The sequence below is a fragment of the Algoriphagus oliviformis genome (genome assembly GCF_017254915.1).
Lineage (GTDB): Bacteria > Bacteroidota > Bacteroidia > Cytophagales > Cyclobacteriaceae > Algoriphagus > Algoriphagus oliviformis.
Genome location: NZ_JAFKCT010000007.1, coordinates 23484 through 44079, shown reverse-complemented (window position 1 = coordinate 44079; position 20596 = coordinate 23484). Strand labels below are relative to the sequence as shown.

General features: G+C 52.5%; 15 protein-coding genes and 1 riboswitch. Of the genes, 4 read left to right on the top strand and 11 right to left on the bottom strand.

Going from position 1 to position 20596, the window contains the following annotated elements; genetic code table 11:
* Positions 1 to 7: 7 nt before the first annotated feature.
* Positions 8 to 199, bottom strand: a complete 192-nt coding sequence (locus J0A68_RS15700; protein ID WP_067545283.1) for a cold-shock protein — start codon at positions 197 to 199, stop codon at positions 8 to 10.
* Between the two features lie 88 nt (positions 200 to 287).
* Here J0A68_RS15700 and J0A68_RS15695 point away from each other — a divergent pair, with 88 nt between their 5' ends.
* Entirely contained in the window at positions 288 to 779 is a 492-nt protein-coding gene (locus tag J0A68_RS15695; RefSeq protein ID WP_206579179.1) for a SixA phosphatase family protein, read from the top strand.
* Here J0A68_RS15695 and J0A68_RS15690 read toward each other — a convergent pair.
* From J0A68_RS15690 to J0A68_RS15655, 8 genes are all read right to left on the bottom strand, one after another.
* Positions 776 to 1507: an SDR family NAD(P)-dependent oxidoreductase gene (locus J0A68_RS15690; RefSeq protein ID WP_206579178.1), complete on the bottom strand. Its 732-nt coding sequence runs from the start codon at positions 1505 to 1507 to the stop codon at positions 776 to 778. The two genes, J0A68_RS15695 and J0A68_RS15690, sit on opposite strands and share 4 nt — an antisense overlap.
* A 301-nt stretch (positions 1508 to 1808) precedes the next feature.
* Complete coding sequence (gene hslU, locus J0A68_RS15685) at positions 1809 to 3206, bottom strand: ATP-dependent protease ATPase subunit HslU (RefSeq protein WP_206579177.1); 1398 nt, start codon at positions 3204 to 3206, stop codon at positions 1809 to 1811.
* 82 nt (positions 3207 to 3288) lie between these two features.
* Entirely contained in the window at positions 3289 to 5769 is a 2481-nt protein-coding gene (gene lon, locus J0A68_RS15680) for an endopeptidase La (protein ID WP_206579176.1), read from the bottom strand.
* A gap of 146 nt (positions 5770 to 5915) precedes the next feature.
* A complete protein-coding gene (locus J0A68_RS15675; protein ID WP_206579175.1) occupies positions 5916 to 7973 on the bottom strand; it encodes a Kelch repeat-containing protein in 2058 nt (685 codons plus the stop codon).
* 4 nt (positions 7974 to 7977) lie between these two features.
* Positions 7978 to 9243 carry a hypothetical protein gene (locus J0A68_RS15670; protein ID WP_206579174.1) on the bottom strand — a complete coding sequence of 422 codons (1266 nt, stop codon included), beginning with the start codon at positions 9241 to 9243 and terminating at the stop codon, positions 7978 to 7980.
* Between the two features lie 219 nt (positions 9244 to 9462).
* Entirely contained in the window at positions 9463 to 10686 is a 1224-nt protein-coding gene (locus J0A68_RS15665) for a hypothetical protein (protein ID WP_206579173.1), read from the bottom strand.
* 268 nt (positions 10687 to 10954) lie between these two features.
* The gene (gene rseP / locus J0A68_RS15660; RefSeq protein WP_206579172.1) at positions 10955 to 12268 is read right to left on the bottom strand and encodes an RIP metalloprotease RseP; all 1314 of its coding nucleotides are present in this window, start codon (positions 12266 to 12268) and stop codon (positions 10955 to 10957) included.
* Positions 12268 to 13434 (bottom strand): 1-deoxy-D-xylulose-5-phosphate reductoisomerase, encoded by a 1167-nt coding sequence (locus J0A68_RS15655; RefSeq protein WP_206579171.1) that lies wholly within the window; start codon positions 13432 to 13434, stop codon positions 12268 to 12270. Before J0A68_RS15655 ends, rseP begins: the two co-directional genes overlap by 1 nt.
* A 417-nt stretch (positions 13435 to 13851) precedes the next feature.
* Here J0A68_RS15655 and J0A68_RS15650 point away from each other — a divergent pair, with 417 nt between their 5' ends.
* Together J0A68_RS15650 and J0A68_RS15645 are read left to right on the top strand one after the other, a co-directional pair.
* Positions 13852 to 15291, top strand: coding sequence for a S1C family serine protease (locus tag J0A68_RS15650; protein ID WP_206579170.1), 1440 nt, complete (start codon positions 13852 to 13854; stop codon positions 15289 to 15291).
* 148 nt (positions 15292 to 15439) lie between these two features.
* The gene (locus J0A68_RS15645; RefSeq protein WP_206579169.1) at positions 15440 to 15853 is read left to right on the top strand and encodes a nucleotidyltransferase substrate binding protein; all 414 of its coding nucleotides are present in this window, start codon (positions 15440 to 15442) and stop codon (positions 15851 to 15853) included.
* Positions 15854 to 15982: 129 nt separating this feature from the next.
* Here J0A68_RS15645 and J0A68_RS15640 read toward each other — a convergent pair whose 3' ends face one another.
* Both J0A68_RS15640 and J0A68_RS15635 read right to left on the bottom strand, forming a co-directional pair.
* Positions 15983 to 16999: a YncE family protein gene (locus J0A68_RS15640; protein ID WP_206579168.1), complete on the bottom strand. Its 1017-nt coding sequence runs from the start codon at positions 16997 to 16999 to the stop codon at positions 15983 to 15985.
* A gap of 32 nt (positions 17000 to 17031) precedes the next feature.
* Positions 17032 to 18963, bottom strand: coding sequence for a TonB-dependent receptor (locus tag J0A68_RS15635; RefSeq protein WP_206579167.1), 1932 nt, complete (start codon positions 18961 to 18963; stop codon positions 17032 to 17034).
* A 124-nt stretch (positions 18964 to 19087) separates the two neighbouring features.
* A riboswitch (cobalamin riboswitch) is annotated at positions 19088 to 19326 on the bottom strand.
* A 101-nt stretch (positions 19327 to 19427) separates the two neighbouring features.
* On the opposite strand from J0A68_RS15635, the gene J0A68_RS15630 reads away from it, so the two are divergent.
* Positions 19428 to 20594, top strand: coding sequence for an ABC transporter substrate-binding protein (locus J0A68_RS15630; protein ID WP_206579166.1), 1167 nt, complete (start codon positions 19428 to 19430; stop codon positions 20592 to 20594).
* Positions 20595 to 20596 lie beyond the last annotated feature (2 nt).

Genomic DNA, 20596 nt, shown 5'->3' with positions numbered 1-20596 from the left:
GAATTTCTTAGGCCTTTTTGACGTTGATGGCGTTGGGTCCTTTTTTACCATCTTTGATGTCGTAAGTGACTTTGTCGTTTTGGGCGACTTTGTCCACTAATCCGGTAGCGTGCACGAACACGTCACCCTGAGTTTCGTCATCAACGATAAATCCGAAACCTTTGGCTTCATTGTAAAATTTTACTGTTCCGGTAAACATAATTAATTGTGATAAATTGTAATTGAAAGTGCTTTAAAAGTAAATATTTGATCGAAAAAAACAAAATAATCGTTTTTTTTCAGGCGATATGAAGAAAATAATTTTGGTAAGACATGCGAAATCCGCTTGGGATAACCCTACGCTGAGTGATCACGACCGTCCATTGGCCGAAAGGGGCCTAAAAGACGCCCCAAAAATGGCCAAGCGCCTCAAGCAAAAAGGACTGACTATAGACCTGATGCTCAGCTCCTCGGCGGTTCGCGCGATGGAAACCGCCAAAATCCTCGCCAAGGAACTGGGCTATCCGAAGGAAAAGATCAAGACCGACGGCAAGCTCTACCACGCCACGCCACACACCCTGCTCAGCGCGATCCGCTCACAAAGTGACGAAATCAAAACGATGCTGGTCTTTGGACACAATCCCGGATTCAATGACCTGATCGACTATCTGGGCGGCGAGATTGACAATCTGCCTACCTCGGGCCAGTTTGGTTTTATTCTAAAGTCCGGCAATTGGAGGGATTTGCAGCCGGAAAACGTCGAGGTTTGGTTTGTGGACTATCCGAAAAAGAACTCTTAAGGCACTTCGAAATTCCTCACATCCTGAATCACCTCTGGGAAAAGCCGAGGATGGTGCAGGAGGTAAAAAACCTTTTCGGCCACCTCCTCGGGAGTGGCCAAGTTTCCTTCCCGCTTGAAATTTCTGAACTTTTCCAGAGCCGGAAAATCCACTTGATCGGCATCCCTTATTTCGGACTGCATGCCCGTGTCTACAACTCCGGGTGCCAGCGAAAACACGCGAAGCCCTTTTTCCTCCAGATCCTGAGCCATCACTCTCGAAAACATAGCCAGTCCGGCCTTGCTGCTGCAATACTCACTCCATCCCGGCATGGGTTTGTGCCCCGCTCCCGAGCTGATGTTGCAAACAATTTTTTCGGCGTTGAGACCTGAGTAGGCCTTGACAAACCCATCCGACAGGATCATCGGAGCCAGCAGGTTGAGATTCATTACCTTCGCGATGTCGGCTGGCTGGAGCTTTCCCACAGGCTTGATCTCCCCTATCCATCCGGCATTGTTGATCAAGATCAGTTTGCTGTAGTCTCCTTTTGGAAAAATATCAGGAAGCCTAGACTCCAAGCTGTCCAAATCGGCCATGTCCAGCTGGACTTCCCGGAGGTTTGTCCGCTCCAAGCCGAGCAGCGTACGGGAAACGGCGACGACTTCAACATGTTCCTCCGCGAGAAACTTATCAAGGATAGCCCTCCCAAGTCCCTTGGAATGCCCGGTAATAATCAATAGCGTTTTCAAGTGCTCTCTTGCTTTAGGATCGAATTAAAAATGGTAGTGACGAGATCAAACACATTTGTCGGGATTTCTCCCAACTTTTGGTCTATCAAAGAAAGTTCAACGGTGCCCTATTTCGGTATTCGGTCTTCGCCTGCCGTGGCGGGGACTTTCAGCCCGATTAAAGAAGCAAATTCGCTTACTGGCAAGTGATGGAAGACCATTAAACTTGATCCTTGAGCTTGATGATTGATCATTGAAAATTGCTTGAATCACCAATGTACAATGATCAGTTTTCAATTGGCAAGATTGCGGACAAACCTTTTTAAAGTATATACTGGGATAGATCCCTGTTTTTCACCAAGGTATTGAGACGGTCGGCGACCATTTCCTTGGTCACCATGATCTTGGAATTGGCCTCGATCACGTCCGGCACTTCGAAGAGAAAGTCATTGAGCAGGTGGCTCATGACCGTGTGCAGCCTGCGGGCGCCGATGTTTTCCACCTCTTGGTTGATCAGGAAGGCGATGCGGGATATTTCCTCAATGGCTTCGTCGTTAAACTCCAGCGAAACCTGCTCGGCGTCGAAAAGGGCCTGGTACTGTTTGGTCAGGGCGTTTTTTGGCTCGCGCAAAATGCGGGAGAAATCCTCCTGGGTGAGGCTCTGCAGCTCCACGCGGATAGGGAATCTACCCTGTAGCTCGGGGATCAAGTCCGAAGGCTTGCTCACGTGAAAAGCACCCGCTGCGATGAAGAGCACGTGGTCGGTGTTCACTACCCCGTATTTGGTATTCACCGCCGATCCCTCGACTATAGGCAACAGATCCCGCTGCACGCCCTCCCGGCTCACATCCGGACCGCCTCCGCCCTTGCTGGACTTGGTGGCGATTTTGTCTATCTCGTCGATGAAGATGATGCCATTGTTTTCGGCGAGCTTGATCGCCTCTTCCTTCACCTCGTCAAAATCCACCAGCTTCGACACCTCCTCTTCCAGCAAGACCTTACGTGCTTCCGCGATGCTCAGCTTGCGCTTTTTGGTCTTTTTGGGCATCATGCCGGAGATCATATCCTGCAGTCCAGCCATGCTCGCATCATCGATCATGCCGTTGCCGATCATGCCGATACCGACCGAGTTGTTGGCTTTCACGTTGATCTCGATCTTGCGATCATCCATCTCTCCATTTCGGAGCTTCTCCCGAAAGCGCTCCCGCGTCCTTTCATTGAGCTCGGCATCGGAGTCTGGCTCGCTTTCCAAATCCGTATTGGCTGGAACCGAGCGGGTAAAGCCCGCACTTTTCACCGGAGGGATCAGGATATCCAGGATCACTTCCTCGACCGCCTCGGCAGCTTTTACTTTGACCGCCTCGTTTTTGATCTCACGCACGAGGTGCACCGACTGCTCCACCAGGTCGCGGACCATGCTCTCCACGTCACGCCCGACGTAGCCCACCTCGGTAAACTTGGAGGCTTCCACTTTGGTAAAGGGCGCGTTGGCGACCTTGGCCAAGCGTCTGGCTATCTCGGTCTTACCCACGCCCGTACTTCCGATCAGGAGGATATTGTTGGGGACGATGTCCTTTTGGATTTCGGACTTCACCATCATGCGACGGATGCGGTTTCGCAGGGCGATCGCGACGTTGCGTTTGGCTTCTTTCTGTCCTATGATGTATTTGTCCAGCTCCGCGACGATCTGTCGAGGAGTCAGCGATTCGATTTGGTTCATGGCAATGTTGTGGTGTAGTGAATGTGGTTTAGTTTCAAAAGAAAAGGACGGCTTTCCCAGAAGAGGAAAAGCCGTCCTTAGCCTAGTCTTGGGAGTTTTTTGGCTCTTGCGAGAAAGTAAATTTCAAAGGCTGGTCCACCAGGCTTTTGGTCAGCGCGATATCCAGCACTTCTTTTACCCTATCCACAAAGTGGAATTCGATTCCCTTGACGTATTGTGGGTCGATCTCTTCGATGTCGCGCAGGTTCTTTTTGCAAAGGATGATCTCCTTGATTCCGGCTCTCTTTGCCGCCAGGATTTTTTCCTTGATCCCGCCTACCGGCATGACTTTGCCGATCAGGCTTATTTCGCCAGTCATGGCCACCTTCGCTTTGACTTTCCGCTGGGTGTAGACCGAAGCCATCGCAGTCAGCATGGTGATCCCTGCCGATGGGCCGTCTTTTGGCACCGCTCCAGCAGGCACATGGATATGCAAGTCGTACTGGTCAAATACCCGATGGTCTATCCCCAGAGTCTCCGCTTTGGATCTGAGGTAGGAAAGTGCGGTCACGGCCGACTCTTTCATCACATCTCCCAGCTGGCCGGAGAGCGTCAGCTTCCCGCGCCCTTTGCTCAGGCTGGACTCGATGAAGAGTATCTCGCCTCCCACACTGGTCCATGCCAGGCCCGTCACGACGCCAGCCACGCTGTTGTCCTGGTAGGTCTCCTTGTCGAAGATCTCTGCACCCAAAATCCTCCTGACCGCCTCGGTGTTGACCTTGTGCGTATACTCCTCCTCCATCGCGATGGACTTGGCGATGTTTCGGGTGACTTTGCCGATGGCACGCTCTAGGCCCCTGACGCCAGACTCTCGGGTGTAGTCCTCGATGATCTTGACCAGCGCGGCTTTGTCAAAGGATATGTCCTTGGCCTTCAGCCCATGTTCTTTGCGCTGCTTGGGTACCAGGTGACGCTTGGCGATTTCCAGCTTTTCCTCTTGGGTATAGCCCGTCACCTCGATGATCTCCATACGGTCGCGAAGGGCCGGTTGGATGGTATCCAGGGAGTTTGCCGTAGCGATGAAAAGCACCTTGCTCAGGTCATACTCCACCTCCAGGTAGTTGTCCAGGAAGGTGCTGTTTTGCTCCGGATCGAGCACTTCCAAGAAAGCCGAGGAAGGATCTCCCCTGAAATCCGAGGAAAGCTTGTCGATCTCGTCCAGTACATAGACCGGATTGGAGATCTTCACCTTTTTCATGTTTTGGATGATCTTGCCGGGCATGGCACCGACATAGGTCTTGCGGTGGCCGCGTATCTCGGCCTCGTCGTGCAGTCCGCCAAGGGACATGCGGATGTATTTCCTACCCAAAGCCGCCGCAATAGACTTGCCCAAAGAGGTCTTACCCACGCCAGGAGGGCCATATAGGCAAAGGATGGGACCTTTGAGGTCATTTTTCAGCTTCAACACCGCGAGGTATTCGATGATGCGCTCCTTAACCTTGTCCAAGCCAAAATGGTCTTCGTCCAAAATCGCCCGGGCATGTTTCAGGTCAAAGTTGTCCTGGGTAAACTCGTTCCACGGCAGCTCCACCAGCGTCTCGGCATAGTTGAGCGCAATGGGATATTCAGCGGCGGAGGGGTTGATCCGGAGGATCTTGTCCAGCTCCTTCTCGAAATGCTTTTTGACTTCGGCAGGCCAGTTTTTTTCCTCTCCACGAAGACGCAGGTCTTCCACCTCTTTTTCCGGCCCTTCCTCTCCCAGCTCGGTCTGCAGGACCTTCATCTGCTGGCGCAGGAAGTAGTCCCGCTGCTGCTGGTCGATGTCGGTATGGACTTTTTTGTGGATTTCGGATTTCAGCTCCAGCATCTGGATATCCTTCATCATGTACTCCAGCAGGAGGGTAGCGCGCTCCACGCCGTCGTTGATCTCCAACAGGCGCTGCTTGGATTCCACGGGGGCGTTGATATTTGAAGAGAGGAAATGCGTGAGAAAAGGCGTATTGTCGATATTGTCCAGCGCGACTTGCGCCTCGCGGGGAATCTCCGGATTGAGATGCAAAATCTTGGTCGCCGCCTCCTTCAGTGATTCCTCCAGGGCCTTGATCTTCTTGGAGTTCTTTGGAAAGTTTTCCTCCAAATAGTCCACCTTGGCCATGAAGTAAGGGTCGTCTGTGACCTGCTCCCGCACTTTGAAGCGTTTTTTCCCCTGAATGATGATCGTGGTATTGCCGTCCGGCAGGACGATCATCTTGATAATCTTGGCCAGCGTACCCACGGAATAGATGTCGTCCCAAGCGGGATCGTCATTGTTTGGGTTGATCTGCGCGCACACGCCAATCAGCTTGTCGCCCTTGTGGGCCTTCTTGACCAAGCGGATCGAGCGCTGCCTGCCCACGGTGATCGGGATGACCACTCCGGGGAACAGGACGGTGTTGCGGACGGAAAGAATGGGAATCTCCTCTCCAAAAGACTCTTTGCCGGAATCCTCCTCCTCCTCGTCGGTGATAAGCTGGATGAGATCCCCTTCGCCGGAATAATCCCCGGTCATGAAGTTTTGGAATAAGGAATTTTCGAATTGGTTCATATGGACAGAATGACAGCCGCGCTGTCAGTATATAGCTAAACTAAAAGAAGAACCTTCAATTTAAGAAGGTTCTTCCTAATGTTTCAAGACAGGTGCCAAAAAGGAATGGAGTCAGAATGGCAGGCATCCTGGTCGAAATCCCCTTCTCAATAAAAGTATTCGGCATCAAACTCCAATACCCTGTACCAATCCACAAAGTAAAATTTGCCTCCCACCGAGAAGCCCATGGTAGGATACACAAAGGCATATCGCTCACCGAGGTAGTCAGGATTGCTCACCTTCCAAGTGCCCAACTCCATTTCCCAAAAGTCATACGGTCCTTTGAGGTACATCTTGTCGCCTATGACGATGGCCTGGTTTGCATCGGAAGAGAGAGTTTGCCCCTCCAAAAAATAGACACGCTCCCAGGTGTAGGCGCTCGTGTCAAATTTGAAGACGCCCGTTCCGTATCGTGTGGCATCGTCGAGAGCAATCGGCGACACCGAATAGATTTCGCCCTTCCACTCAAACGTGTTGTGGTAGTTTCGATAGCCGTCGTGCTCGGACAGGCTCGGCAGCTGCTCCCAAGTATTACGCGCCAGGTCAAATCGATGCCGCTGGATATCCCCGTCATATCCGGTCTCCGGCTCAATTCTGTCTCCGTGGTAGTACAAATAGCCCTGGTGGTAGACGATCGAATGGAAAGAATTATCCCGGCTCGGAATGCTCGGGAGCTGGGTTACCCTCCTAGTAGCGGGATCAAAAACATAAAACAACTTCTCGGCAGAATAATCATATCCGACAGACAAGCTGAAATAGACCTTGCCTTCCGCTGCAATGGCGAATCGGTGCGACACTCCTTCATTTCCCAACGGGAAATCCGCAAGTTTCGAATGGCTTTTGGCAAAGGGGTCGATTTCGAAGATCCCCCTGTTGCTTATCAGATAGCCCTTGTTTTCCAAGGAAACGGCCCGGCCCTCAAGATAGGCGTCCGCCGTCTCAAAGAGCATTATCGGAATGGCCGGAGCGGTCCATCGGAGGTTGAGCGAGTTTGCCGAACGCACCCCTCCATTTACCACAAACAGGTCCGTCGACCTTGCGCCAGCCTGCTCTCCCCGATACTCATAAGAAATCTCGATCTCGGAGGAACTCACCGAATGCACCCAATACCTCAGAAAGTCCGGAGAAAACTCCAGCCTGTTGTAGTCTACGGAGTGGGGATTGAAGTTTTCTCCCTTAAGTACAAACACCCCGGAGCTGCCATGGAAAGTTGTAGCTTGACCCGGGAAGATTTTGGTTTCCCTGAGCTGTAGCCTCCCTTCCAACTGGTAGTGTTTACCCCTGACCTTCACATCCAATTTGGGCTTCATTTCCCCAAAATAGGCCGTCAATTTTACAGTTACGCGTTCTTCCGTTGCAGACGAAACTTGCAAAGCAGTTTTGTCCCCGTTTTGCGACACATAGCTCACGACTGGGAGGTCCTTGCCCAGATATTTCCCGGTGATGACCAAGTCTTGGGAATAGTTCAGTTCTTGAGCCGCCCCCACCGTAAACTCCGCGTCCCTGAATTTCAGAGGAAGATCCAAATGCAGTACTTTTCCGGCTATTTTCAGATCCGTCCCAAACACTTCCAAAAGAGCTCCATTCTCCTCAAAGGAAAGGCCCTCGGGGATCACAAACCCGAAATAACCTTCTCCCAGCTCTGCAACCACTGCGGGTTTCCCCTGCACTTCCACCGAATACTGCCCAAGTGACCGCGGGAGAGATTTGGCATACACCCGGATCGTATCCCCAAAATAAACTTGGCTGGGTATCTCGTAGCGTTCAATTACAAACCCGTCCGAACCTTGGCTGACAAAGGAGTATGGAAGGGAATACACCACCCCAGAATCAGTCTTGATAAAGGCCGACACAATCATCTGGTCTCCGGCCTTCATGCCGTAGTTTGCCTTTAGCCTAAACTCCGCGGCGGGAACCCCAGCCGCTCGGACGATCTCCGAGCGATCAACACTCAAGGGGCCATCTTTGGCAAACACAAATCCATGCTCCAAAATCTCATCGGAACCATAGTCAAACACGCTGGCAGCAAACTCCACCCCGCTCGGATCCACAGTCTGGACAAAAGCCACGCTGAACCGGGGATTGGTCCTTGGGACTACCTCATCCTCTGCACAAGACACCAGCAACCACGCCGAAACAACCGCTACTACTATTCTTTTGATCATCACTTTAGAATTCTAGACCCACCTGAAATGAAATACTTCCCCGGGAATACTCCGACTCGTCGGAGAAAAGGCTGAACCGATAGTATTCCTTTTGCCGCTTGGCTTCCAGTTCCATCAGCAGCCGGAGTCTGGCATTGAGGCTCAAATTGTACCCCAACTTGACTCCTGGGATAAATTTGGAATCGAACACCTCGGCTATTTCGGCCTCTTGGACAAGAGTCTCCCCTGATCCCAATAGCCGCTGGTCTATCATGCCCTCAGAAAAAGTCACCTCCTTGATCCACAGTCCGCCACTGATGCCCAGGTAGATTTCCGAACGTTGGTTTTTAAGCAGGCTATAGTTGACGCTTGCAGGCAGGTAAATTGCCGTTTCCTCGAGTTGTTCCGAAGCAGTCCATAGGAATTGCGGGCCGGCATAGCTGGAAAGCACGGTGGTGCTAAACATGGAGAAGCCAAACCGAAAATCGGCACTCAGACGCGGGAGATTTCTGAAATCATGCAGCCTCAGCCCAATAAAACCCTGGTATCCAATATTATTGAGCAGCTGATCATTTCTCCCGTCCGTTTTTTCGTTGGCCTGGATCGAAAAATAAGACAAGCCAAGCCCCGCAGTGGGAGACATCTTCAAAAAGGGAACCTTCTCCACGTGTACCCGATAGTCTCCGCCCTGACACGCATAATAGCTTTCCAAAAGATCGATAAAAGCCTCCTCATGATCTGGGAGCCGGTCTATTTTGGAGTACAGCGCCACTCCACATTCTCCCTTTAGGGCCGACTTGAGCACAAAAAGATAGGGCTTGACGAATTTATTCCTAGGACGTCCGTCCAACTTCACATCCGTATAGTAAGCATCCAGTTGGCGGTATGACGTCCCGTCGTCGAGAAAGTGACTGCCTCTGTAGCCGCTCAGTTCTATAGGTCCAGAAACGAGAATCTGGATAAACACCGGCTCGCTGGAATCCGGCACAGGCCTGGAGAAAAATAGCTGTCCATTGTCCAGCCCAAACACCTTCAAATCCCGAGGGAGGTAGGTGCTGCGAGCTCCGCCCGTCTCCAGCACGATCTGGTCATAGAAAGCCTGGTTGTATTTTCTGACAATCCTTCCAAAGATCTTCTCCCCGGAATCCAAAATGACGAAATCGGAGGCCCTGCCAGTCGCATTGGTATTCGTCCAGTCTAAACCAGCCTGCCTATCAGTCTGGGAAAAAACACGGGGAGCCCCGATAAACATCCAGCACACGAGAGCCAGAAGGATAAACTTTTTATGCATAAAACTAGAATTGCAAATCTAGTTAGCAAGGAAACGCCGAATTAACTATGCCTTAAAAAGAAGCTCAGCTAGTTACCTGAAATTCTGACAATTAATTTTCCAGGATTTTACTTTTTTGATTTTTGGCAAGAACAGACCAACACCCTGACGCTGGCCAAAGCAAGCGAACCCTGTGACAGGCTATAAGCTTAGTCAACTTTTTCAAGATGGCCTGACCGCCTAAAACGCCACCCCGGCCGAAAGGCTCAGCACGCCAAGATTGTAGATCGCATAGTAGGTCAGCGGCCTCATCTCATAGTTTTTGAGCAGCAAGTCTCCCTTTGCCTCGACGAACAGCTGGCTTTTCGAAGACAGGCTCTTTGCCCAACCCAACTTCAGGTTTGGACTGACCGATGCCGGCTTTCTGCTGACGAAATCATCCTGGTGAGTCGCCGGAGTCGGTTCTCCATTGTCGAGGGTAAATTCGGCCGACTCGTTTTCGTAGGAACTGATCCAGAAACTCAGCCCTGTCCCTGCGTACCATTCCGAGGTATTACCCTTGGAAAAAATGTAGTGTATCTCCAGGGGGATTACCACTGAAGAAGACGTAAACGTCTGAGTTCCGTCAAATTCATAGGAAATCCGGGATGCTTCCGCCAAAACCCGATCGGATTCCCCATAGTAGGCAAGTCCCAAGTCCACAAACAAGCGTGGCGCGTTTCTGAAGTCCCTAAATCGCACGCCTGCCTCCACATAGGTGGACATCCCGCTTTCCAACTGGTAGCTGAAGCCTTGGTTTTCGAAGTTCTTCACAAGCGACTGTATCCCGACACCTGCTTGGACCTTGATTTTGGCGGAAAAGGGGCGACCCTGCGCCTCGCTAGCGGTGCGGTCGATGGCCAGGCCGTTTGCCTCGTGATACAAATCTACTATGCGCGAGAGATCGCGATCGTTGAGACCTGAGCTCCGGATGGCTTTGCTCAGGTCTTCCTGATCCGGAGAGGGCTTCAAGAGCGACATCAGCACGCCTTGGTATTGTTTGGTGACGACCTTGGTAGCTTGGCCATTGACATCTTTGGTAGAGGTCAGTTCCTTCAATGCCACGACCTGATCCTCCTGCCGAATGAAATAGTTCTTTTGCCATTTCAAAAGATCCAAAGAGCCATCTCGCATCACCAAAACGAAAACTGGCTCTGGCGAGTCTGGAAGTGTCTCGGACTGAAAAAGTCGACCGTTTTCAAAACCCACTTCCTTGACCTTACCCGGGGTCAGCACCCGCTTCGGCTCCTCTCCCAACACCACAAACTCTCCGTAGTCCTCTTGATCAAAGGTAAACTGGAATTCGGCGTCTCTACGCGTTCCCTCCGCATCTACATAGTAGCCTCGGATGCTTTGCTGGGCTTGTGCTACTTTGAGCTGAAAAAAGAAAGCCGCCGAAATCAGGAGATATTTTGCCAATCGCATGGTGCTAAATTTCTATTTAAACTAAAATCTGCGCAAAAAGCATCAAAAATCAGTTTGATCAAAGCCTCAGGCAGCCGCAAGGCACCAAGACCTTGATAGTCTTCACTATTGATTTTAAAGCGTTCGTTTTCCCACTTGCCAAAGGCTATTCTACATTGGGGAAACGCAGGTTTTTGGGAAAAACCGAGACAAAAAAGACCGGGCCATCGCTGGCCCGGTCTTCTGGTGCGAAGCGATTCGCAAATATTTCTTCGGTCTTCCGTCTTTTTTAATTAAACAGCTTGAGTATATCGTTGCCGATCGCAAAGACCATCAGCGCAAGCAGGATGACCATCCCGACTTTCTGGGCATTTTCCAGAAACTTGTCCGACGGAGCCCTTCCTGAAATCATCTCGTAAAGCAGGAACATCACATGTCCGCCGTCCAGGGCAGGAATCGGCAGCAGGTTCATAAAGGCCAAAATCATCGAAATCAAGCCAGTGATGCTCAAGAACTTGGTCCAGCTCCACTCGGCACCGTAGATTTTGGCCATGCCGATGGGGCCACTTACGTTTTTGGCGGAAACCTCGCCGGTAAACATCTTGCCCATAGCCTTTGCATTGACGATCACTACGCCGAATGCCCGGGAAGTGCCTTTCACCAAAGCCTCACCCACGCCATACTCTCGGCGCACCGGCTCGATCAGGGGATTTACGGCTATGCCTATGCGCGCATCGTCGGTTACCGGGATGTTCAGGGTATCGACTTTGGCCCCCTGCTGCCTGACGATCTGGGCGGGTTTATTCAGCCAGTCTTTCAGCGAAGCCTGCATCTGGTCAAAGTACTCAATCTTCTGGCCGTTGACGGCGAGGATCTTGTCCCCCACCGCAATTCCGGCAGCTTCGGCACCGCTTCCGGCATCCACCTCGCCCACTTCAAAGGGAAAGCGAAGGCCCACAAACTTGGTGAAAGCTTCCTCCGAATTAAAGGTATTGATGAATCCGCGCGGGATGTCGATCTTCAGGATTTCCCCGTTTCTGTCCACGGTATAGTAGCCGTTTTCGCTCAGCAAAGCCGCACCGCTGGTCAGGTCAGAGATGCTCTGGTAAGGCTCCCCGTTGATGTCGAGGATCTTGTCGCCGGTCTCCAGGCCGATGGACTCCCCATACTCGTAGGCCACGATGCCGTTTTCGATGATCTGGTCACGGGAATAGTAGGTTTCCCCGTTGTGGTACACCAAAGCCCAGAAAATAAGGATACCCGTGATCACGTTGACAATGATCCCGCCCAGCATCACAATCAGGCGCTGCCAGGCCGGCTTGGAGCGAAACTCCCAAGGCTGGGGCTCAGCCGCCATCTGTTCGGTGTCCATGGATTCGTCCACCATACCGGAGATCTTCACAAATCCCCCCAAAGGGATGGCCCCGATGGAATATTCGGTTTCTCCCCATTGGAATCCGGCGATTTTCGGAGGAAATCCGATGGAGAATTTTTCTACTCTCATGCCAAACATCTTGGCGGTAAGCAAGTGGCCCAACTCATGCAGCCCCACCAGGATCGACAACCCCAGGAGCAATTGGCCCACCATAATCAATGTTTCCATTATACTTTCGACTTAATTAATGTTTCGGTAATAGTTCTGGTCTCGCGGTCCGACTCCACGTAGTCTTCCAAGCTCGGATGGGCAATGAAGCCCGCCTTTTCCATCGTCGATTCGATCAAATCGGACATTTCCAGGAATCCCACCTCGTTTTTGAGAAACGCAGCCACGGCGACCTCGTTGGCGGCATTGAGGATGCAGGGGGCGTTTCCTCCCTTCGCCAGCGCATCGTAGGCCAGCTGCAGGTTTCGGAAAGTCTCCAGATCCGGCTGCTCAAAGGTCAACTGGGGATATTTGGTGAAGTCAAAGCGTTCGAAGTCGCTTCGGAAGCGATGGGGGTAGCTCAGCGCAAACTGAATGGGGATACGCATATCGGGGAGCCCGAGTTGTGCCTTGATCGATCCGTCTTCAAACTGCACCAGAGAATGCACGATGCTCTGGGGATGGACGACGACCTCGATCTGCTCGGTTTTCAGCCCAAAAAGCCACTTGGCCTCGATCACTTCCAGACCCTTGTTCATCAGGGAGGCGGAGTCGATGGTGATCTTTGCGCCCATGTCCCAGTTGGGATGCTTGAGCGCCTGCTCACGGGTCACGGTCTCGAGATAAGACCGGTCTTTGCCCCGGAAAGGCCCACCTGAAGCGGTAAGGATGATCTTTTCGATGGGATTGTGAAACTCGCCGACCAGGCACTGAAAAATCGCAGAGTGCTCCGAATCGACCGGATAGATGTTTACTCCCTTTTCCCGGGCCAGGGCGGTGATCAGCTCTCCCGCCACGACCAAGGTTTCTTTGTTGGCCAAGGCGATCTGTTTACCGGCCTTGATGGCATTCACGGTGGGGATCAGTCCCGAGTACCCGACCAAAGCCGTCAGCACCACGTCGATGGTCTCCATCTCCACGACTTGGGCGATGGCTTTCTGTCCGGCATAGACCTTGATGTCATGCGGAAGGAGCGCCTCTTTTACCTCCTGGTACTTGGCCTCGTTGCCGATGACGACGGCATTGGGCTGGAACTCCAGCGCCTGCGCGATCAACAGCTCGCAGTTGTTTTGCGCGGTGAGCACCTCTACCGTAAACTTGTCAGTATGCTGCCGGATTACATCCAATGTCTGTGTGCCTATGCTCCCGGTACTGCCGAGGATGGCTACACGCTTTGCTTCTGTCATTCAATGGGATTAAAGCCAAAAAAAACCTGCCGCTCGTGGGGAAGGTTTCCCGCTCAGGCTGACAAAATTACCAATTGGAAAGACTTTTCCTTGTACTATGCCGAGATTTAGGATAAATCGACTTTAACTTTTCGCGCCGCAACTCTCCGCCCCAAGCCCAAGCTTTGCCTGCAAAAGCATCCCTGAAATCCAAATGCAACCCTTTTCTCCAGGAAAAAGCCAGGTGACAAACAGCAGACTAAAGCCCAACCCGGCTCTTTTGCCCGATCTTAAAAAGTGTCAAAAGACAGGCATTTTTGGCAGGATTTCCGGATTTGGAAAAATTATTGCCTCTTCAGCAGGCAAAACACTTCTTAAAATTTGTAAAGGAAACCCAAGCTAGACAACTTGTAGCAAGCACATCCGATTAACACTGCTATGAAAAATCTGATCAAATCATTTGCAATCCCCTTTGCCGCCGGACTGGGCGGGGCGGCACTTTGGACCAGTATAGATTCGGAAAAACTCCCCTTCGAAAACCCAGGCCAAGAGGCCCCTGTCGGGATGTCCAGTCAATTCGCCTCGGAGACCTACTCCCCTGCGCTGAGGACGGATCCTCCCATTTCCTTCGTGGAAGCCTCCCAAAACAGCACCGAGTCGGTCGTCTTTATCAAAAACTTCAGCGGCACCGACCCCAGCAGATACAGCATGTTTGACTTCTTCTTTGGCACCGGCCCCACCCAGCAGGTCAGCACCGGCTCCGGTGTCATCCTGTCCAAAGACGGCTATATCATCACCAATAACCACGTGATCGACAGGGCCGAGACCATCGAGGTCGTCCACCAAAAACGCACCTACCCCGCCAAGCTCGTCGGCACGGACAAAAACACCGACATCGCCGTGCTCAAGATCGAGGCCAGCAACCTGCCGGAAATCAAGCGGGGAAGCAGCCGAGACCTCAAGATCGGGGAATGGGTACTGGCCGTAGGCAACCCGTTTAACCTCACTTCCACCGTGACGGCGGGCATCGTATCTGCCAAAGAGCGGCAGATCAACATCCTGGGCGGTGAGTTCCCCCTCGAAAGCTTCATCCAAACCGACGCGCCCATCAACCCCGGCAACTCCGGAGGAGCCCTGGTCAACGTCAACGGGGAGCTGGTGGGCATCAACACCGCCATCCTTTCGCGCACCGGAACTTACACGGGCTATGGCTTTGCGGTACCGGTAGACATCGCCGTGAAGGTCGCCAATGACCTGATCAAGTACGGAGAAGTGCAAAAAGCCATCCCCGGCATGGACATCGTGGAGCTGACTCCCGAGCTCGCTGAGGAAATGAAGGTAAAAAGCCTCGACGGGGTGATCATCACCCACGTGGTGCGGGAGGGCGCTGCCGAAGATGCGGGCCTGCTCAAAAATGACGTGATCACCCGCGTCGCCGACTGGAAAATCACCGGCAAGGGTAGCTTCGAGGAAGCCATCTCCTATTACTATCCCGGCGACCAGGTCAAAGTGGAGTTCCTGCGAAACGGCAGTCCCCAGAGCGCAGAGCTCACCCTGCAAAACCTCGAGGGAAGTACCGGCGTGATCAAGCGGGAGTTTTACAGCTCCGGCCTGCTGGGTGCCAAACTCGAAGCGGTCAACACCATCGAGCGGGACAGACTCAAGATCCCCTATGGCGTGAAGATCACCTCCCTGACCCGTGGATACCTGAGGGATCTCGGCTTCCGCGACGGCTACGTCATCACGCATATCAACCAGATGCCTGCCAAAGACCCCAACGAGGTCGGCAAGTACCTGGAAAAGTACAGCGGCAGACTCCGTCTGGAAGGTGTGGGGCCAAACGGGCAGCCATTTATGCAGAGCTTCAATGTGAGATAAAAAGCCCAGAGCTCCGAAGCACGGCTTAGTTCCTCTTTCCCTGGGCCAAAATCAAAAATAAAAAGCCGCCGGAATGGCAAATTCCAGCGGCTTTCCTCGTTTTAGCAAACGATTTTTCCTATTTTGATTAAACAAGATTTTTCCCAAAATGAAAACAACCTCCCCTTCCCGTGAGCACTTGCTGGCTCAGTTTTCCGACGCAATTGAAGACTTAAATGCGTACGCGAGCCGCAACAAAAACAGCCTGACCGAAAAGCAAAGCCTGGAACTCATCGCCAGCTTTGAGGCCTCCCACGAGATGGCTCTCCGGGTGATCAATAGCTACCTCGCCACGATGGGCAAGGGGCCCTTTTCCGGATCCAGAGACGCGACGGTAGAGGCGTTCCACGCCGAGCTCATTGACGACGGCAAGGGATGGCTGGACATGGTCATCGACCGCATCCAATACAGTCCCGTCTACGACCTGGAAAACCGCCAACAGTTCATCAGCCATATCCTGGACCGCTACGTGGGGCTACTGGGACGCTTTGAGGATAGGATGAAGAAAAAGATGGAGGAATGAAATCAGTAGGCAGTCGCAGGGCGCAGTAAGCAGAGTAACGCTCTGAACAAATACCAACGCCTAGAGTCAATAAACAAGAGAAGCCCGACCTCACGGTCGGGCTTCTCTGTTGTTCGCCATGTGATTTTCCTACCTGAACAAAAAGCCCGAAGGCCCTCGTCCCACTTCCATATCCCCTACTTCAGTTCCGCCTTTTTCAAACACAGTAACTGTTCCATTTCCTTGAAAACCATTCGCGTTCGTCAGGTAGATTTCCTGTCTTGCTTGATCATAGCCTATCCCGTAAAATCCGGAACCGCTCTTCCACGCTGGAATCAAGGTTGAATCATAAAGGGAAACCACCGCAACTCCATCTTGGTATTCAGGCCACCCTGAACTGGTGATGATGTAGATTTTCAGGTCTTCACCCAGCGCAATTCTACCAGTGGCCTTGGCAACAGGCAGCTCTCGAAACTCTTTCTTAGTCAGGTTGTCTAGGTGAAAAGACTGGAAGTAAATATGTTCCGAATCGTAAGAATAGACCCACAGATCTCCCTTCTGCTCAAAGAACTGCACTGGACGTCCACTTACTTCAATGGTTTTGACCACTTCCTCCTTTTCGGAGTCTATGATTTCGATTTGGCTTTCTTCCGACCCAGCTACAAATACATACTTTCCGCTGGCAAAGAGGTCCTCTGGCTTGTTGGACACCTCGATTTTTTTGCTCACCGCTCCACCATCCAATCCAGAAACCACCGCGATATAGGAATCCGGAGTCGCATAGCTCGCATTATACGGGCCGTAGTCGGAGATAAAGAGCTTGCCGCTGGCCGTAGCCAGGGATCTCGGCTGGTCCAGATCGGCAGACACCGCACCGATGGACTTGAAGTCGCCCGGATTCACGATTTCGACTTTTCCGGTGTTCGCTACCAGATACAATCTATCCTGCTCCAGCACCATATCCTCCAGCAACCCGGCAAAAGGTCGGCTGTTTTCCAACTCAAAAATATCCGCGGTCAGGGTCTCGGTCGCCGGATCGTAGTGGTAGACTTCCCCGTCATTGGCACCAAAATTCCCCTCGTTCATGATGAGCACGCCGGTGTCGTATTTTCCGAGCGGCTTCTCCTCGCCGCTGTCGCTACAGGCAAAGGCAAATACCAGGAACACAAGGACCCAAAGTCGATTTTTGAAAAGATTCGTCATAAGTGTATAGTTAAATTAAGTTGATACGATCTGCCGGGCATGGCCCGGAGGTAGAGGACTTGGTAGTCCCTGTCCAATAGGTTGAGCACCTGAAAGCGGAGCGGGAAGCTCGCCTTGCCCCACTTGAGTTGGGAAAAAGAAAGGCCTGCATTCCAGATTTGGTAGGCATCCATCACGCGGGCATTGCCAGTGCCTATGGCGCGCTGGCCTACGAAAAAGGAGGAAAGGTTCAGGGAAAAGCCTCCGAACTCGGCTTCCAGATTTCCGTTGGCCTGATGCTCGGGCGTGTAGGGAAGCTGTCGCGGATGGGAAGGCTCGGTCGTGAGGTCCAAAGCCCGGGAATAGGTATAGGCCAAGCCCATCTTCCAATCCCATCTGCCGGTTTTCCATTCGGCATTTCCCTGGTATTCTATCCCCTGGTTTTTGACCTCGCGGATATTTTGCGGCGCCCAGACCGAGCCCATCGGCAGCCAGATGATCCACTGATCCACCTGCATGCGGTAGTAGGTCAGGCTTTGATCCAAGGAAAAATCGCCCGTTTTTCTCCAATTCAGGCCTATTTCCCCATTGAGGCTTTCCTCTGGTTGCAAGTCGGGATTGCCGCCCGGCTGCCAAAAACGGTCGTTGAGCGTCGGCAACTTGAAGCCTTTTCCGATGGAAGCCTTCAGCAAGAGGCTGTTTTTTCCATTTTCCCAAAAGCCCCAATCCGCCCCCAGACTCGGCAAAAAAGGCTCAAAACCATCCGAATAGGCATACTGCCGGAGATTGAGGGAAAGGGATAGATCCTCCAAACCTTCCCATCGGGCGGATTGGTAAAACTCGTAGCGCTGGTCGGTGGCCGTGTAGGTACTCAGGTCGCCCCGAGCTACAGTCGCGCGCGCGCCGGCTTTGAATCGCCAGTCTTCGCCGACTTCGGCATCATAGTCTGCGGCGAGGAGAAACTGCCGGGTTTGGTTCAGGCTGCCGTTGAAGTGTTGCCGATCCTGGACGAAGCCAGACTTCAGATTCAATGTGGCTTGCTTGCCAAACCGGAAATAGTCGATCACCGCTCGGATGCTTTCGTCGGATTGCAAGTCTTGGGTGTTGGAACCCATGGGCGGCTGGATCTCTCGATCTGACTTTTGCCACCAAACCGCCGCCTTGAGCTGGTCTTTGGTACTGAGATTCCAAGCCAAATCCTGCACCAGTCCGAGCTGCTCGACCTGCGCATGGTCTTCCCGCACTTCGGGAGTTCCGGCCTGCGAGAGATCTTGGTAGGGAAAATCGTTGTTGGCAAACTGTCGGTAAAGACGGGTTTTGGCGCTGAAGCTTTTGCGAAAACGTCCGCTTAACCCTCCAAGGGTTTCGAACCCTTGGAGGGTCGATTGTGGGGATTGAGACCCTTGGAGGGTTGATTTATTGGAAGAAAAACCTCCGGAAAACGAGGTATTGAACAATCCAAAGCTCCCGACGGTCTGGGAAAGTGCCGCTTGGAAGCCTTTTCCAAAGTCACTTTCCGAAGAAAGGTGCAGGCTGCCCCCGATGGCTTCATTCCCAAAAAGTGCCCCAGCGCTGCCAAACTGCAACTGGACTCCATCCACAGCCTCCACAGGCAGGATGCTCAGGTCGCTTTGTCCGAGCGAGGGGCTGTTGATCGGCAGCCCATTCCAAAAGACCGCCGTGTGTCCTGCCGAAGTCCCACGGAAAGAAGGCGAAGCCAGCATCCCTGCCCCGTATTGGCGGATGAAGACAGGGCTTTTCTCCTGCAGGAGATCGCCGAGGGAGCGAGCTGCATAGGCCTGCAACGTCTCCGCCTCAAAGGCGATCACCTTTTGCCCCTGCGCATAGAGGTCAAGGGCAGGCGCATACACCTCCACAGGCTCCAGCTTCACGGTGTCTTGCACCGGAGCTTCTCCAAAAAACGCAATTGCCCAAAACAGCAAAGTCATGTCCGATCGAATTTGGTTTAACTCGATTCGGGCCTGAAGGGAAATGGAAAGAATTGAAAACCAACCTTGCCCCAGCCAGGGGAAGGGAAATCGACAAATCCTTTTTGCTTTTCCTCCGAAAGCACAGAATCAGACGATCAAGGCAGGTCTCCTGGCTTGTCTGACTTTTGCCGGCCTTCTCTCCCGTCCCGATAGCTATCGGGACTGGAAATGGCATAGTAGTGCAAAAGTTTTCCCCGGATCGCTCCGAGGCACAGACTTACAGTTGCGGGGACAGCTCCGGTTTCGCACCGGATTCCCTTTTCATCCCGAGCGCCAATCCCATTTGGGCTTAGATCGGGAACCTAAATCGGCCGCAAAGTAAAGCGAATTTGGCCGTATGCAAAAGGGACAGCCGCCTGCAAATTTTGGAAAACAGAAGGCTTCCTATCTACCTTGGCGGAAAATTCCCTTCGGCCTTAGCCATGACTTTCCAACCCAACACCCATTTTTACAGCTCATTTTCAAAGACTTGCACTATCCTGATCTGGCTATTGCTGCTTTTTTCCTCCTGCGAAAAAAAAGCGGAACAATCCCCCGAAAAAAATCCAGTTACCCTGGAATATGCCGAGGGTTTTGAAATTTATCGGGGCGAAGATTTTTGGGAAATCCACGTGACCCAAGGCTACACGGGTGCTGAAAAAACCTTCCGATACTTGGTCTTGGAGGAAAACTCCCAAGCCGAAAAATCCGGTTTTGATGCCGTGGTGCAGCTTCCGATCGCCAAGGTTGTGATGACCTCCACCACGCAGATTCCGCATCTGGACCTGCTGGAAGCTACCCCGCTGCTCAGGGGCTTTCCCAACACCAATCTCATCTCCTCCCCCACAGCCCGAGCGCTCATAGACTCCGGCAAGGTCACCGACTTGGGCAGCGGCCCCTCCGCCAATCCCGAGATGGTCATCGACCTCAAGCCGGATTGGATGATGATCTCGACTTTGGGGGAAGACCTGCGCTACCTCGACCTCTTTGCACAGGCCGGCATCCCCGCCCTGATCAACGGGGAATATGTGGAGCAAAACCCGCTGGGAAGAGCCGAATGGATCAAGTTCACGGGCATTTTGCTGGGGAAATACGAGGAGTCGGTGGCAGCTTTCGAAGAAATCAAAACAGCCTATCTGGCTGCCGAAAAGTTGGCAGCCTCCATCCCGGAAACCGCAAAACCAAAAGTCCTCAGCGGGGTGATGTACCAAGATATCTGGTACGCGCCTGGCGCAGAAAGCTGGGGTGCACGGATCCTCCAAAATGCCGGTGGAGCCTATCTCTTTGCCGACCAGGCTGGCACGGGAAGCCTACAGCTCAACTATGAATTTGTGCTGGACAAGGCCCTGGAAGCCGACTTTTGGATTGGCTCGGCGGACTTTCCCGACCTGAAAACCATGGGGAATTCCGAGCCTCGCTACCAAGCATTTCAGGCTTGGAAAAATGGCCAAGTCTATACCTATACGGCAAAAAAAGGCGCAACGGGCGGGTTGGAATATTTCGAACTCGGCTACGTCCGCCCGGATCTTTTGCTCCAAGACATGATCAAAATCCTGCATCCGGACTTGCTTCCGGACTATGAACTCTATTTTTACCAAAAGTTGAACTAAAC

What these genes read in the sequence shown, in the direction of transcription:
- J0A68_RS15700 (WP_067545283.1), bottom strand. Translation starts at nt 199, where the DNA reads ATGTTTACCGGAACAGTAAAATTTTACAATGAAGCCAAAGGTTTCGGA.
- J0A68_RS15695 (WP_206579179.1), top strand. Translation starts at nt 288, where the DNA reads ATGAAGAAAATAATTTTGGTAAGACATGCGAAATCCGCTTGGGATAAC.
- hslU (WP_206579177.1), bottom strand. Translation starts at nt 3,206, where the DNA reads ATGAACCAAATCGAATCGCTGACTCCTCGACAGATCGTCGCGGAGCTG.
- lon (WP_206579176.1), bottom strand. Translation starts at nt 5,769, where the DNA reads ATGAACCAATTCGAAAATTCCTTATTCCAAAACTTCATGACCGGGGAT.
- J0A68_RS15675 (WP_206579175.1), bottom strand. Translation starts at nt 7,973, where the DNA reads ATGATCAAAAGAATAGTAGTAGCGGTTGTTTCGGCGTGGTTGCTGGTG.
- J0A68_RS15670 (WP_206579174.1), bottom strand. Translation starts at nt 9,243, where the DNA reads ATGCATAAAAAGTTTATCCTTCTGGCTCTCGTGTGCTGGATGTTTATC.
- J0A68_RS15665 (WP_206579173.1), bottom strand. Translation starts at nt 10,686, where the DNA reads ATGCGATTGGCAAAATATCTCCTGATTTCGGCGGCTTTCTTTTTTCAG.
- rseP (WP_206579172.1), bottom strand. Translation starts at nt 12,268, where the DNA reads ATGGAAACATTGATTATGGTGGGCCAATTGCTCCTGGGGTTGTCGATC.
- J0A68_RS15655 (WP_206579171.1), bottom strand. Translation starts at nt 13,434, where the DNA reads ATGACAGAAGCAAAGCGTGTAGCCATCCTCGGCAGTACCGGGAGCATA.
- J0A68_RS15650 (WP_206579170.1), top strand. Translation starts at nt 13,852, where the DNA reads ATGAAAAATCTGATCAAATCATTTGCAATCCCCTTTGCCGCCGGACTG.
- J0A68_RS15645 (WP_206579169.1), top strand. Translation starts at nt 15,440, where the DNA reads ATGAAAACAACCTCCCCTTCCCGTGAGCACTTGCTGGCTCAGTTTTCC.
- J0A68_RS15635 (WP_206579167.1), bottom strand. Translation starts at nt 18,963, where the DNA reads ATGACTTTGCTGTTTTGGGCAATTGCGTTTTTTGGAGAAGCTCCGGTG.
- J0A68_RS15630 (WP_206579166.1), top strand. Translation starts at nt 19,428, where the DNA reads ATGACTTTCCAACCCAACACCCATTTTTACAGCTCATTTTCAAAGACT.